This window comes from Streptomyces sp. NPDC090088 (assembly GCF_044747345.1).
Lineage (GTDB): Bacteria > Actinomycetota > Actinomycetes > Streptomycetales > Streptomycetaceae > Streptomyces.
Map to the genome: position 1 here is coordinate 399422 of NZ_JBIVDZ010000010.1, position 12717 is coordinate 412138.

The 12717-nt window shown below is 72.5% G+C and carries 11 protein-coding genes; 8 read left to right on the forward strand and 3 right to left on the reverse strand.

What is annotated here, in order from left to right; all coding sequences use genetic code 11:
- Window positions 1-45: 45 nt before the first annotated feature.
- A complete protein-coding gene (locus ACIPSJ_RS41455; protein WP_401353722.1) occupies window positions 46-912 on the forward strand; it encodes a crotonase/enoyl-CoA hydratase family protein in 867 nt (288 codons plus the stop codon).
- Between the two features lie 245 nt (window positions 913-1157).
- The gene (locus ACIPSJ_RS41460) at window positions 1158-2573 is read left to right on the forward strand and encodes a family 1 glycosylhydrolase (RefSeq protein WP_401353724.1); all 1416 of its coding nucleotides are present in this window, start codon (window positions 1158-1160) and stop codon (window positions 2571-2573) included.
- On the opposite strand, the gene ACIPSJ_RS41465 is transcribed toward ACIPSJ_RS41460, so the two are convergent.
- Both ACIPSJ_RS41465 and ACIPSJ_RS41470 read right to left on the reverse strand, forming a co-directional pair.
- Window positions 2561-3067 (reverse strand): MaoC family dehydratase, encoded by a 507-nt coding sequence (locus ACIPSJ_RS41465; RefSeq protein ID WP_401353726.1) that lies wholly within the window; start codon window positions 3065-3067, stop codon window positions 2561-2563. The genes ACIPSJ_RS41460 and ACIPSJ_RS41465 overlap by 13 nt on opposite strands.
- Window positions 3068-3138: 71 nt before the next feature.
- Window positions 3139-3960, reverse strand: coding sequence for an enoyl-CoA hydratase/isomerase family protein (locus tag ACIPSJ_RS41470; RefSeq protein ID WP_401353728.1), 822 nt, complete (start codon window positions 3958-3960; stop codon window positions 3139-3141).
- Window positions 3961-4029: 69 nt separating this feature from the next.
- Here ACIPSJ_RS41470 and ACIPSJ_RS41475 point away from each other — a divergent pair, with 69 nt between their 5' ends.
- The 6 genes from ACIPSJ_RS41475 to ACIPSJ_RS41500 all read left to right on the forward strand — a co-directional run bounded on the left by ACIPSJ_RS41475 (window position 4030) and on the right by ACIPSJ_RS41500 (window position 11753).
- Window positions 4030-5148 carry an acyl-CoA dehydrogenase family protein gene (locus tag ACIPSJ_RS41475; RefSeq protein WP_401353730.1) on the forward strand — a complete coding sequence of 373 codons (1119 nt, stop codon included), beginning with the start codon at window positions 4030-4032 and terminating at the stop codon, window positions 5146-5148.
- Window positions 5149-5252: 104 nt separating this feature from the next.
- Entirely contained in the window at window positions 5253-6431 is a 1179-nt protein-coding gene (locus ACIPSJ_RS41480) for an acyl-CoA dehydrogenase family protein (protein ID WP_401353732.1), read from the forward strand.
- Window positions 6428-6940 carry a nuclear transport factor 2 family protein gene (locus tag ACIPSJ_RS41485; protein ID WP_359226356.1) on the forward strand — a complete coding sequence of 171 codons (513 nt, stop codon included), beginning with the start codon at window positions 6428-6430 and terminating at the stop codon, window positions 6938-6940. Before ACIPSJ_RS41480 ends, ACIPSJ_RS41485 begins: the two co-directional genes overlap by 4 nt.
- Window positions 6940-7695, forward strand: coding sequence for an SDR family NAD(P)-dependent oxidoreductase (locus tag ACIPSJ_RS41490; RefSeq protein WP_401353734.1), 756 nt, complete (start codon window positions 6940-6942; stop codon window positions 7693-7695). The genes ACIPSJ_RS41485 and ACIPSJ_RS41490 overlap by 1 nt, the downstream gene beginning before the upstream one ends.
- A 120-nt stretch (window positions 7696-7815) precedes the next feature.
- Window positions 7816-8376 (forward strand): hypothetical protein, encoded by a 561-nt coding sequence (locus ACIPSJ_RS41495; protein ID WP_401353736.1) that lies wholly within the window; start codon window positions 7816-7818, stop codon window positions 8374-8376.
- A gap of 5 nt (window positions 8377-8381) precedes the next feature.
- Window positions 8382-11753, forward strand: a complete 3372-nt coding sequence (locus ACIPSJ_RS41500; protein ID WP_401353738.1) for a CHAT domain-containing protein — start codon at window positions 8382-8384, stop codon at window positions 11751-11753.
- Between the two features lie 13 nt (window positions 11754-11766).
- On the opposite strand, the gene ACIPSJ_RS41505 is transcribed toward ACIPSJ_RS41500, so the two are convergent.
- Window positions 11767-12711, reverse strand: a complete 945-nt coding sequence (locus tag ACIPSJ_RS41505; protein WP_401353740.1) for a hypothetical protein — start codon at window positions 12709-12711, stop codon at window positions 11767-11769.
- Window positions 12712-12717: the final 6 nt, after the last annotated feature.

The window sequence follows — 12717 nt, forward strand, 5'->3', positions numbered from 1 at the left end:
AATTAAGCTCAATGAGAACCGGTCGACGGGTGGCGGAGGACGCGCATGGCGCAGCAGCGGTACGAGACCGTACGGGCCGAGGTGGCGGACCGGATCCTCACCGTCACCCTCGACCGGCCCGAGAAGCTCAATGCCTTCGACCCGCGGATGATGCAGGACCTCCTCGACGTCCTCGACGCGGCCGACGCCGACGACGACGTCCGCGTGATCGTCGTGACCGGCGCCGGCCGGGGATTCTGCGCGGGTGCCGACGTCAGTACCGGCGGCTCCTCCTTCGACCACCGCAAGGCCGGTGCCCGGCACCGGGACAGCGGGGGCCGGGTGGCGCTGCGGATCTTCGCCAGCACCAAGCCGGTGATCGCGGCGGTCAACGGGCCGGCGGCCGGGGTCGGGGCCAGCATGACCCTGCCCATGGACATCCGGCTGGCCTCGACGACGGCGAAGTTCGGCTTCGTCTTCGCCCGGCGCGGCATCGTGCCGGAATCCGCGGCGAGCTGGTTCCTGCCGCGTGCGGTGGGCATGCAGCGGGCCATGGAGTGGGTGGCCACCGGGCGGCTCTTCGGGCCCGACGAGGCGCTGGCGGCCGGCTTGGTCCGCTCGGTGCACCCGCCCGAGGAGCTGCTGCCCGCGGCATACGCGCTGGCGCGGGAGATCGCCGAGAACACCGCGCCGGTCTCGGTCGCGCTGTCCCGGCAGATGATGTGGCGGATGCTCGGCGAACCGCAGCCGATGGCCGCCCACCGGCTCGACTCGCGGATCATGAGCCAGATCGGCGGCGGCCCCGACCCGAGGGAGGGTGTGGAGTCCTTCCTCGCCAAGCGCCCGCCGCGGTTCCCGGGCCGGGTGAGCACGGATCTGCCACCCGTCTATCCGTGGTGGCGGGACGAGGAGTTCCGTCCGCTCGGAGAGTAGATCCGAGTAGGGCGGCGGCCGGGCCGCGCGTGCGCGGAACGCGCTTCGAAGGAGGGCGGCGTGACCCGGCGTTCGAGCGGGGCCCGCTGGGAGCCCAGGTGACCTGGTCCTGGACGGGCCGCCGCCCTTCTCGCGGCAAGATGAAATCCGGCCGAAACATTGTCGTGCCCCGCCCGAGGTGTTAGCGTCCGGACGGCGGGCATTCAGCTGAATGCGTTAAACCATTCATCGCTTGGACGGTCACGATGAGCGGTGGTCTGCTGCACGAGTCCTTGCGCGGTGTCGACTGGGGCGTCGCCACCGCCGACATCCTCGCGGCCCCGCCGCCGCCCGAGCCGGAACGGGGCGGGCACTTCGGGCGGTGGACCGACGACATCCACCAACTGGTCGCCTCCGCCCCGGGCACCCACCGGGTGGTCGCCGGCTGGCCGCTGCTCCAGCCCGACGGCCCCGGCACCTGGGACCGGGACGCCCTGGACCGCTGCGACCGGGCCCTCGACAGCCTGCTCGCGCGAGGCCTGCGGCCCCGTCTCACCCTGCTGCACCTGACACTGCCACCCTGGCTGGAGGAGGCCGGCGGCTGGCTCGCCAGGGACACCGCCCAGCACTTCGCCGCCTACGCCGCCGAGATGGGGCGCCGCTTCGGCGACCGGGTGGACGGCTGGATCACCTCCACCGACCTCGCGAGCCCTACGCTCGCCGACCACGTGGCCGGACTGTACCCGCCGAACCGCGCCATCGGCCGGGCGGGACTGCGCTCCGTGCACCACCTTCTGCTCGGCAGCGGACTGGCGACGCAGGCGCTGCGCGCGGCCGGCGCACACGGCAGGATCGGCACGACGGTCACCCTCGCCGGCGGCTACGCGGCCACCGACGACCCCTTCGACCGGATCGCCCTGGCCCGGCTGGAGAACTGGGCCAACCGTCTCTTCCTCGACCCGCTGCTGCTCGGCGAGCACATGGTGACCGAGGACGACATCGCCCCCGTCGAGGCCACCGGCTGCGTCCACCCCGGCGACCTGGAGACCATCGCCACCGCGCAGGACGTCCTCGGCCTGTCCTGGCACACGCCGTTCCGCGTCACCGCTCCGGAGAACCTGCCGCGCGCCCTGCCCGCCGGAAAGTGCCTGGGCCCCCTGAACGAGGTGAACAGCCTGCTGATGGGCCTCGGTTTCGCGGTCATCCCCTTCGACGACGTCGAGACGACCGCGTACGGCTGGCCCATCCTCCCCGAGGGCCTCGCCGACGCCGTCGCCGGACTCCACGACCTCTACGGCGACCTGCTGCCACCGCTGGCGGTCGTCGACAACGGCATGGGCGACCTCGACCTGGTCGACGAGACCGGCCACGCCGACGACGCCCGCCGCCGCGCCCTGCTCCGCGCCCGGCTGACCTGGCTCGCCGGAGTCGTCGCCCAGGGCGTGGACGTGTGTGGCTACGAGTACTGGTCGGTGCTGGACAACGTGGAGGCCAAGTTCCGCTACACCCGCCTGTACGCGATGGCGGTCCCGGACCACGAGCGGCCCCCGTGCCCCGAGATGCCGTCCGACTGGGTGCACGGCGAAGCCTTCGGAGGCGGCGGCGCGCACCAGGTCCCCGAAACCGGCCGGACACCCGGGCTGACCCTGGTGCCGGCCCCCTCCCGGCCTCAGCCGCTCTGAGCCCCGTAGTAGGCCTCGTAGTCCTTGCCGCGGATCAGCCGCACCGGCGTGTAGACGAGCACCTCCTCGTCGCGCTGGTTGCGGACGGTGACGCGGCTGGTCACCACGCCCCGGCCGGGCTTGGCGGACGGGCGGCAGGCGGTGGTCTCCACGACGGCGTACAGCGTGTCGCCGACGTACACCGGGCCCAGCACGTCCAACTCCATGTGCAGGAAGGCCAGCCCCGTGCCGTGCAGCACGTTCGTCTGCAGCACCAGTCCCTCGGCGAGACAGTACGTGAGCGCGCCGGGGACGAGGCGCCCGGTGTAGCCGCCGTCCGCGGCGTGCGAGGCGTCCCAGAACAGCGGCTCGGTGAAGCCGCCCCAGGTGACGAAGTTGACCAGGTCGGTCTCGGTCACGGTGCGCCGGGCGGTCCGGAAGACCTGCCCCACGGGCATCTCCTCGTACGTCAGCCCACGGACCAGGGGCGCGACTTCAGCGCGTTGCGGTGTCATACCGGGATTCCTCTCCATGCGCGATAGGCGATAGCGATAGCGATAGGCGATACGCGGGGCGGCGGGCGGGGTCACAGATCGAGCGGGTGCTTGGCGGCCACGCCCTCGAAGTCCGGCGTGCGCTTCTCGCGGTGGGCGGCCAGACCCTCGACCACCTCGTGCCCGCCGAACCCGAAGAACTCCAGGCCGAGGGAGGCCTCGAAGATCGGCTGAGCCGTGCGGTACCAGTGGTTGAGGGACCGCTTGGTCCAGCTGATGGCACCGGCCGGACCGGCGGCCAGGGCGGTCGCCACCCGCAGGCCCTCGGTGTGCACGTCCTCGTCGGCCACGCACTTCGAGACCAGGCCGATCCGCTCGGCCTCCTCGCCGGTGAGCGTCTCGCAGGTCAGCAGGTAGTACTTGGCCTTGGCCATCCCGCACAGCAGCGGCCAGCAGATCGCGGCGTGGTCCCCGGCCGCGACCCCGAGGCGGGTGTGCCCGTCGACGATCTTCGCGTTGCGGGCGGCGACGGAGACGTCCGCCAGCATGCCGACGACCAGACCCGCGCCGACGGCCGGACCATGGATCGCGGAGACCACCGGCTTGGAGCAGTTGATCACCCCGTACACCATGTCCCGGGCCTCGCGCATCACCCGGGCCCGCACCCCGTAGTCCTCGGTCATCGCCTCGATGGAGTCGAAGGTCCCGCCGGCCGAGAAGGCCCGGCCGGCCCCCTGGACCAGCACCGCGCGGGTCTGCTCGTCGCGGTCGATCACCCGCCAGACATCGGCCAGTTCACCGTGCATCCGCGGGTCCACGGCGTTCACCGGCGGAGCGTCGAGTACGACGCGCAGCACGCCGGGCGCGGGCCGCTCGAAGGTCAGAGCCGTGAACGGCGCGTAGGGATCGGTCACGTCACCCTCCTGGTGTAATCAGTGCGGATACTATAATTATCTAACTGTATCGAGAGGTGCGCGACAAGCATGGATCTCACCTTCAGCGACGAACAGAACGAACTGCGCACGGTCGTCCGCTCGTTCCTGGCCAGGCACTCCGACGAGGCTGCCGTGCGCCGACTGGCTGCCGACCCGCGCGGCCACGACCCGGCCGTCTGGCGGCGGCTGGCCGGCGAACTCGGCGTGCAGGGCCTCGCCGTCCCCGAGGAGTACGGCGGCTCCGGCTTCGGCTACGTCGACCTCGGCGTCGTCTTCGAGGAAGCGGGCCGCGCGCTGCTCTGCGCACCCCTGTACGCCACCGTCGCCCTCGCCGCAGAGGCACTCCTGCGCTGCCCCGACGAGCGGGCCCGGCGCGACCTGCTGCCCGGCATCGCCACCGGCGACACCGTGGCCACCCTGGCGCTCACCGAGGACACCGGCCGCTGGGACGCGCCCGGCATCCGCCTCACCGCCCAGGAGACGGCCACCGGCTGGCGGCTGACCGGGACGAAGACCTACGTCCCCGACGGCCACGTCGCCGACCTGCTGCTGGTCGCCGCCCGCACCCCCGGCGGCATCAGCCTCTTCGCCGTCGACGCGGGCGCGCCGGGCCTGACCCGCACCCCCCTCGCCACCCTCGACGAGACCCGAAAACAGGCCCGCGTGGAGTTCGCCGGCACCCCCGCCCGGCTGCTCGGCACCGAGGGCACCGCGTGGCCGGTCCTGGAGCGCACCCTCGCCACCGCCTCCGTACTGCTGGCCGCCGAACAGGTCGGGGGAGCCGCCGCCGCGCTGGACTCGGCCGTGGCCTACGCGAAGATCCGCGAGCAGTACGGGCGACCCATCGGAACCTTCCAGGGGATCAAGCACAAGTGCGCCGACATGCTCGTGGAGATCGAGTCGGCCCGTTCGGCCTGCTACGCCGGACTGTGGGCGCTGGAGGCCGGGGACGAGACCGGGACCGCCGTCTCGGCGGCCCTGGCCCAGACCTTCTGTTCGGAGGCGTTCACCCGGGTCGCCGGCGACGCGATCCAGATCCACGGCGGCATCGGCTTCACCTGGGAACACCCCGCCCACCTCTACTTCAAGCGGGCCAAGAGCTCCGAGACGCTGCTCGGCCCACCGTCCTACCACCGGGAACTGCTCGCCACCCGCCTCGGCATCTGAGCAGCGGCATCCGACCACCGGCATTCGATCACTGGGCCCCGATCGCAGGCATCTGATGGTCGGCACCTGATCACTGGCATCCGATCACCTGCAAAGGAGCTGGCATGGAGATGGACTTCGGGCCCGCCGTGCGCGACTTCCGCGACGAACTGCGGGACTGGCTGGCGGACCACCTCGTGGGGGAGTTCGCCGCACACCGGGGCGTGGGCGGCCCCGTGGACGGCGCGGCCTGGGAGGTCCGGCTCGCCTGGGACCGTGAGCTGTCCGCCGGCAACTGGCTGGGCGTCGGCTGGCCGCGGGAGTACGGCGGCCGGGGGCTCGGCCTCCTTGAGGAGATCGTCTTCGAGTACGAGTACGCGCGCGCCGACGCCCCCTACCGGGCCACCGGCAACGCCCTCGACCTGCTCGGCCCGATGCTGCTCCAGGCCGGCACCGAGGACCAGAAGAAGCGCTTCCTGCCGCCGATCCTCGCGGTGGAGGAGCTGTGGGGCCAGGGCTTCAGCGAACCCGGCGCGGGTTCCGACCTGGCGTCCGTGCGCACCCGGGCCGAGCGCGACGGCGAGGAGTGGGTGGTCGACGGGCAGAAGGTGTGGACGTCCTTCGGCGTGCACGCCGACTGGCTCTACGTCCTCACCCGCACCGACCCGGACTCCCGCCGCCACAAGGGCCTGACCATGCTGCTCGTCCCGGCCGACCAGCCGGGCGTGGAGATCCGGCCCATCCGCAACCTGGCCGGGCAGGAGGAGTTCGCCGAGGTGTTCCTGTCCGGTGCGCGCACCGGCGCGGACATGGTCGTCGGCGAGGTCGGCCAGGGCTGGCGCACCGCCATGGCCACGCTCGGCATCGAGCGCGGCGCCACCCTGCTGCCCCAGCAGCTCACCTTCGAGCGGGAGGCCGAGGCACTGATCGGCCTGGCCCGGGAGCGGGGCGCACTGGACGACCCCATGCTGCGCCGCCGCATCGCGGACGCGTGGATCTCGGTCCGCATCATGCGCACCACCAACCTGCGCACCGTCGCCGAACTCGTCGCGGGCCGCACCCCGGGCGCCCAGGCCACCACCGCCAAGCTCTACGCCTCCACCCGCCACCAGGAACTCGGCCACCTGGCCATGGAGCTGGCCGGACCGGCGGGCCAGATCGTCGGCGCGGACTACGGCCTGGACGCGCGCCAGCGCTCCTTCCTGCTCTCCCTCGCGGAGACGATCTACGGCGGATCGAGCGAGATCCAGCGGAACATCATCGGCGAACAGGTGCTCGGTCTGCCGAAGGAACCACGCCCATGAGCACCCCGGACGACCGCCTCGACCGTATCGAGTCCCAGCTCGCGATCCAGCAACTCCCCGTCCGCTACGCCCTCGCCGTGGACGGACGCGATCTCGACGCCTGGGTGGGCTGCTTCCGCCCCGACGTCGACATGGGCCGCCACGGGCGGGGACGGGACGCCCTGCGGTCGTACATCGAGCCGCTGGTCCGGGGCTTCCACCGCTCGGTCCACCAGATCTGCGGCCACCGCGTCGAGTTCACCGGCCGGGACACCGCCACCGGGTCCGTGTACTGCCGGGCCGAGCACGAGGTGGGGGAGCGGTGGATCGTCATGGCCATCCGCTACCTCGACGACTACGCGCGCGTGGACGGCGAATGGTACTTCTCCCGGCGCCGCGAACAGCACTGGTACGCGGCGGACGTGACCGAACGCCCGCAGGCGGTCGGCTTCGAAGGCTGGCAGGGTGCCGGACGTCCGGCCCTGCCGACGGCCTTCCCCTCCTGGGCGGCCTTCTGGAAGGAGACGTGATGGCACGGCTGGCAGGCAGGACCGCGCTGGTCACCGGCGGCGGGCAGGGGGTCGGCCGGGGCATCGCGCTGGCACTGGCCGCGGAGGGCGCGGCGGTGGTGATCAGCGGTCGCACCGAGACCACCCTGAAGGACACCGCCCGGGAGATCGCCGAGCGCGGCGGGCGGGTCCGCACCGTGGTCGGGGACGTAGGCGTGCGCGACGACGTCGAGTACATGATCGCCGAGACGGTACGGGAGTTCGGCGGCCTGCACGTGCTCGTCAACAACGCGCAGAGTTCCGTACAACGCCCCCTCGCCGAGACCTCTTGCGACGACCTGCAACTGACCTACCGCAGCGGCCCGTTGGCCACCTTCCACGCCATGCGGGCCGCGCTGCCCCACCTCAAGGCCAGCCGGGGCAGCGTGGTGAACCTCGGCTCCTCGGCCGCCGTGCAGGGCGAGGCGACCTTCGCCGCCTACGCGATGGCCAAGGAGGCGATCAGAGGGCTGAGCCGGGTGGCCGCACGGGAGTGGGGCCCCTACGGGATCCGGGTGAACGTCGTCTGCCCGGCCGCCCTGAGCCCGGCGGCGGAGGACTTCCTCGCCACCCACCCGGACAAGGCCGAACGCGTACTGGCCGGCATCCCGCTGGGGCGCATGGGCGACCCGGAACAGGACATCGGCCGAGCGGTGGCCGCACTGGTCAGCGACGACATGGCCTATCTGACCGGGGCGACCCTGATGCTGGAGGGTGGCCGGACGCTGCTCGGGTGAGGGCGGCTGTCCTCGTGGGATTCCCGGGAGCGGGGGCAATTACGTCGAAGTGGTGTACGTCAGGGGGACGTAGTGCCTCATAGTGAGTGAACCGTATTCGTCGCGTCAGGGGGACAGGCGATGGATTTCCTTGTGCTGCTCGTTGTCATCGGACTGGTGTGGCTCCTGGTGACCGTCGTACGCAAGATGATGTCGTCGGCACCAGGGCCCCATGGGCAGACCGCGGGACACTACTACCCGGACATCGACGAAGAGGAGTTCGAGCCCGCCGTCGCGCCGCGCGGGACCGTGGGCCGCGACATCCCTCCGCTGTTCCCCGACTTCTACCACGGGGTGCTGTTCGCGGTGGGGAAGGAGCCGACACCGCAGAACCTGCTCGCACTGGTCGAGTACGTGAGCCAGATGCTGACGATGAACGCCGTCGTGTGGTTCCAGCAGACGGGCGACGCGGCGGCCCAGGAACGCTTCATGAACCGCTTCCGCGGGGGCGGCGGTGACGACCAGAAGCTGGAGATGGTCACCGACGACATGATCGACTTCCTGTGGGCGTGGCGCCCGTCGACGCATCAGGCGCTGCGCGACTGGATCCCCGACCTGGAGCAGATGCTGACCGGACCGGACAGCAGGTTATGGCGGTTCGGGGACGAACTGCCCTTCGGGATCTGGGAGATGAACGACTGAACGCCATGTCCGATCCTTCCGGGCACGACGGGGTGCTCGATCCGGTCACGGCGCTCGCCCGGGTACACGAGCGGCTGGCGCGGTTCCGGGCGGGGGAGACCGCAGCCGTCCTCACCGAGGAGGCGACAGCGGAGGCCGCACGGGCCGTTTCCGAGCGACCCACCCCCGAGGGCGTCGCCGCGGTCGCCTGGCTCTACGAGTACCGGGCCCTCGCCGTCGAGGAAGTCGCCGGCGAGGACGCACAGTTGGCCCTCACCCTGTTCGGCAAGGTCGCCCGTGTGCTGCCGCGAGAGGTTCCCACGCACGTCGCGCACGCACTCGCCATGCTGGACGCCCCCGCGCACGACGCCATCCTCCGCGTGTCGCGGACGGTGGCCGACGCCGAGCAACTGATGGAGAGCGGGGCGTCCGCCGGCCCCGTCCCGCTCGACCAGGCGGCCGAGCTGCTCACCCGGGCGCTCGACGAGTGGCCCCGGAACGGGACGCGACGACACGACGCCCTCGGGCTGCTCGGCACCGCGCTCCGGCGCAGGTACGCCTTCGATCCCGGGGAGCTGTGGCGCCTGGACAAGGCGGTCGCGGTCCTCACGGAGGCCGTGGCCGCCGGTCCCGCCGAGGACCTGTTCGGCCACACGCATGCCCACAACCTCTGCACCGCCCACCTCGACCGGTACGACGCTACGGGCGACCTCCGGGACCTGGAGGCAGCGGAGGAGGCGAACGCGGAGGCGCTGCGCAGGGTCGTGGCCGGGGATCCGCAGCGCACCCGGTTGCTGACCCAGCGCGCGGACATCCTCCGTACCCGTACCTCGGCCGGGGTGGACAACCGCCTGCCGGAGGCGGCGGCCGCGTGCCGGGAGGCGATCCGTGCGCTGCTGCCGTGGAGTGCCGCGGCGCCCTACGTCCACTCGACCGCGGCGAACGTCCTCGCCGACCACTACGTGTACGGGCACGACCTCGACGTGCTCGACGAGGCGATCGACAGCGCGCGCATCGCGGTCACCGGATTCCCCGAGCAGGACGGCCGCGAGGCGGTCCTCGCGGCCTACGGCAGACTGCTCATGCTGCGTGCCCGGCACACCGGGACCACCGCCGACCTCGACGCCGCGCAGGACGCCCTCGCCGCCGCCGTCGGGACGTTGCCGGCGGGCCACTCCGGTCGCACCGCCCACCAGAGCGACCTCGCGGACACGCTCTACGAGCGCCACCTCGCCACCGGCGACGAGTCCGTCCTGCAACAGGCCCTCGAACACGCCCGCCAGGCCATCGACGGAGCGTCCGCGACCGGCACGGTCGTCCCCGATCTGCTGAACAGCCTGGGACGCATCCTGATCGCACGCTACGAGCTGACCGGCGACCCCACCGACCTGACCGAGGCCGTCGGACAGCTTCGGCAGGCGGAGGAAATGTCACCGCCGGGCAGCAGAATGCGCGGTATCACCCTGCTCCACCTCGGCAACGGGCTGATGCTCCAGGCCGCCCTCGTCATCGGAACCGACCGCCGGAACCAGGCGTACGCCGAGACCATGGCCGTGCTGGACGCGGCAGTCGAAGCCCTGCCGCCCGGGCCGGACCAGCAACTCGCGCTCAACAACCTCGCCCTGGTCGTCCGCGGCCATGACGGCGGCGACCGCCCGCAGGCCCTGCGCAGGGCGCGCCGCATCTTCAGGGAGATCCTCGCCTCGGCGCCGGCGAACAGCCAGACCCACGAACTCGCCTCGTTCAACCTGGCGTTGACCCTGCTGCAGGAGCATGAGCAGCCCGGTGGGCACGAGCCGGGCACGGCCGACCACCTCGCTGAGGCGGAGGCCCTGCTACGGGCCGCGTACGGCCGGGAGTCCCCCGGTCGGCACACCTACGAGACCGTTGCCTGCGCGTTGGCACGTTGCCTGGCCCTGCGGGCCGCCGCCGACGGCAGGCCCGGCCCGCACGCGGAAGCCGTAACCCTGCTGCGCTCGGTCGTCGAGGCCGGTGACGGCCGCTCGCCCAGCAGCCGGGCCTCCGCCGCCGCGCAGCTGGGGCGCCTGCACGCCACTACCGGTGACTGGGCCGCCGCCGAGCGCGCGTACGCGCGGGGAATCGAGCTGCTGGTCGGCGCCGCGGCACCGCGGGGCGGCCGGGACGCGCGGGAACGCCACATCGGCGCCTTCTTCGGTCTCGCCGCGGACGCCGCCGCCGGCGCCCTGGGCGCCGGCGACCCCGTACGCGCGCTCGAACTGCTGGAGAAGGGCCGCGGCCTCCTGCTCCCCGCCCCGCCCGACGACCCGTCGCCCGCCTCGTGGGCCGCGGCCGCGGACGGCCGCACCGTGGTCGTCGTGAACACCGGCAGACTCCGGTGCGACGCGCTGCTCGTGCGGGACGGGGCGGTCACGGTCGTCCCGCTGCCGAGACTCGACCACGCCACGCTCGTCCGCCAGACCGGCACCTTCCTCTGGGGCGTCCAGCGAGCCCAGGATCCCGCGTGCCCGCCCGAGGACCTGTACAAGGCCCAGCATGTCGCGGTTCCGGGAGTTCTGCGCTGGCTGTGGAACACCACCGTACGTCCGGTGCTCGACGCCCTCGGTCTGACCGGGCCGCCTGCCGCGGGCACGCCCTGGCCGAGGATCTGGTGGTGCCCGACCGGCCTGATGTCCTTCCTGCCGCTGCACGCGGCGGGCGAGCACCGCTCGATGTACGACGGGTCGACGGGCGCGGGTGCCATCGACCGCGTGGTGTCCTCGTACGCTCCCACCCTGCGCGCTCTGGCCACGGCCGCCCGGCGGGCCGACGCCGTACGCGGGGGTGCCGGGGGCCTTCTCGTGGTGGCACCGGAAACCCCTGGCACCGCCGCCCTGCCCCAGGTACCCGGCGAGGTCGCCGGGATCAGGGGACACCGCCCCGGCTGCACCGTGCTGTTCGGCGCCCAGGCCACGAAGGAGCGGATCCTCCAGGAGATCCCGCGGCACGCGTGGTTCCACTTCGCCGGACACGGCACCCAGAACATCGAGATCGCCGACAGCGCGAGTCTGGTGCCCCACGACTACGCGTCCGGCGGCCGCCGCCTCGGACTGTCCGACCTGGGAGATCTGTCCCTGGACAAGGCGCAGCTCGCCTTCCTGTCGGCCTGCCAGACCGCGGTGGGCCACCTCGCGCTGGCGGACGAGCACACGCATCTGGCCGGGTTGCTGCAGGCCGTGGGTTTCCCGCACGTCGTCGGCACCCGGTGGACCGTACGCGACGGCGTCTCCGCGGCCGTGGCGACGGAGTTCCACCGGCTGGCGGCTCTGCACGGCAGTGCCTTCGACCCCGCGCTCGGTCTGCACCTCGCGGTCCGGGAGACACGCCGGTCCCATCCCCAGCCGTACGCGTGGGCGCCTTTCGTGCACTTCGGGCCGTAGGCCCGTGTCCGGCTCAGGTGCCGGGGTCGAACACCAGCGTGGGGTCGTCGGAGCCGCGGTACACGTGAGCCGTCAGCCGAAGCCCCGCGAGGGGTTCGTCCGCCGCGGTCGCGGGCAGCGGATGGCGCAGGGCGCGGTACAGCTGCTGACGGTGCAGGTCGAACGCGACCTGCAACAGGACCGCGTAGTCCAGGCAGGCACGTGGGAGCCACCATCCCCAGGCACCGAGGACGAAGAGCAGCGCGGACAGCGCCCACGGCGTCCAGTACACCGCGGGCAGCACGAGCACCGCCCACAGTCCGGCCGCGACCGTGGCGTCCAGCCGGTTCCGGGCGACGGCGAGATCCCGTTGGAGGGTCTCGGGGAGCAGGGTCCACAGATGCGGCCACAGGATCACCGCGTCCAGGCCGTACTTGTGCTGCGGCTCGGCCTCCGCGGAGCGCAGTATGTTGCCGACGCGCGTCGGCATGGCCAGCGCCGGGTCGCGCGGGCTCCAGCGAAGCCGGGCCTCCAGCCTGGCGTGGTCGGCGCGTTCCCGGGCACTGAGCGGAGGTTGGCCGGCGGCCGACGGACCTCCCTCAAGACGTGTCTGGAGCGGCCTCCACGCGGCGGCATCGGCGGCACGTCGTCTGTTGTGCCGCTGCCGCAGCCAGCCGCTCACTCCGGACAGGAACCGGGGCCAGTACCCCTCCATGAAGCGCAGGGCGGGAAGCGTCAGCTGCCGGATGAGCGCACCGGATCCGGCAAGCGCGATCAGTGCCACCAGAAGCAGCGTGATCTGTTCGCCGGGGCGCATCGTGCCCACCGCATCGAGCCGGTCCGCGAGGGCCTGCCTCGGGTGCGGCTGTCCGTCGGCCCAGGCGAGCAGCATGAGCAGCCAGTACACCGCCGCGGCCAGCCCCGCGGCCAGCCAGCGCTCGACGAGTTTGCCGGCGGCAGCGCTCCAGAAGGTCGGCACCGTGCC